Below are 1209 nucleotides of genomic sequence, written 5' to 3' on the forward strand. Positions count from 1 at the left end.
ATAATACTCGATAGGTTTTACAACCGATTCACCAACCGCTTTTAAACCTGCGAAGTGAATAACACTATCAATAGTATGTTCACTGAAGATTTTGTCTAAGCAGGCTCTATCTAAAATATCACCTTGATAAAACGTGACGTCCTTGCCTGTTATTTTTTTTACGCGAGCCAATGACTCATTTGATGAATTGCTTAAGTTATCGAGTACAACAACGTCAGTGCCTTGTTGTAATAACTCTAATACGGTGTGAGAACCGATGTATCCGGCTCCGCCGGTGACTAAAATGGTCATAAAATATCCATGAACTATACCTGGTTGAATTAGCCTTATTTCATCACATTTCGGCCTAAATTACATGAATTAATTGTGATTTACGGCGATAAAGCAAAAACATGAATCGCTTGTTTTTGATTACATTTTGCACCATATTGGTTACACCTAAGTGTTTAGATATTAAGCTATAGTTAATTGTCAGCAGCTAAAATTTAATCATTAGCTATACCTGTTAAGTGGAGAAACAGATGAATACAGTAAAAAAAGTTGCCTTAGCAATGGTTGTTGCACTACCTGCTTTTGCTCACGCAGGAGAAGCAAAAGTTAAATGGCATGACTTTAACGATTACCGCGATGTTCGCCCCGGAAACAACTCACCAAAAGGTTCATTTCATAAGAACGTGGCGAAGAATTTTGAAAAACACTTTAACAAACTTGCTGAAAAGTTACCTGAAGGCTACACCTTTAACGTTGAAGTGACTGAGCTCGACCTAGCGGGTGATGTGCGTTTTGGTACCATGAATGAATTGCGTATCATCAAACCAATTTATTTCCCACGTATCGACCTAAATTATTCGATTACCGATAAAAACGGTAAGGTCGTGAGCGAAGCAAACGATGTAAAACTCAAAGATATGGGATTCATGGATCGTATGAAGATGGGTCGTGACGAGGCTTATTATTACGATAAACGTTTAATTACTGATTGGTTCGAAGATGAGCTATTACCGTCGTTAAATCTGGGTGAATGATAACTAAAAGCTCTCAGCCGTCAGCTGTCAGCTGTCAGTTGAGTGATCTGACCCCGATAAAGTAGACACGGGGTTTAATTAACTTGTTCGTACTGCATGGGACTTTTATACCCTAGGGTGCCATGCCTTCTTACTGAGTTGTAGTATTTTTCAATATAAAAATACGTTTGTGTTGTCATTTCAC

The 1209-nt window shown here is 38.3% G+C and carries 3 protein-coding genes; 1 reads left to right on the plus strand and 2 read right to left on the minus strand.

Annotated elements, in window-relative coordinates; genetic code table 11:
* On the minus strand, window positions 1-291 hold a 291-nt coding region (locus WA256_RS21015; protein WP_335992924.1), incomplete at its 3' end, for an SDR family NAD(P)-dependent oxidoreductase.
* A 230-nt stretch (window positions 292-521) separates the two neighbouring features.
* Between WA256_RS21015 and WA256_RS21020 the strand changes: the two genes are divergently transcribed.
* A complete protein-coding gene (locus tag WA256_RS21020) occupies window positions 522-1025 on the plus strand; it encodes a DUF3016 domain-containing protein (RefSeq protein WP_335993308.1) in 504 nt (167 codons plus the stop codon).
* Between the two features lie 74 nt (window positions 1026-1099).
* Here the strand turns inward: WA256_RS21020 and WA256_RS21025 are convergent, their stop codons facing one another.
* A complete protein-coding gene (locus tag WA256_RS21025; RefSeq protein WP_138602026.1) occupies window positions 1100-1204 on the minus strand; it encodes an IS3 family transposase in 105 nt (34 codons plus the stop codon).
* Between the last annotated feature and the right edge of the window lie 5 nt (window positions 1205-1209).

Source organism: Pseudoalteromonas sp. CH_XMU1449-3, from assembly GCF_037027245.1.
In the GTDB taxonomy this organism is placed as follows: Bacteria; Pseudomonadota; Gammaproteobacteria; order Enterobacterales; family Alteromonadaceae; genus Pseudoalteromonas; species Pseudoalteromonas shioyasakiensis.

What these genes read in the sequence shown, in the direction of transcription:
- WA256_RS21020 (WP_335993308.1), top strand. Translation starts at nt 522, where the DNA reads ATGAATACAGTAAAAAAAGTTGCCTTAGCAATGGTTGTTGCACTACCT.
- WA256_RS21025 (WP_138602026.1), bottom strand. Translation starts at nt 1,204, where the DNA reads ATGACAACACAAACGTATTTTTATATTGAAAAATACTACAACTCAGTA.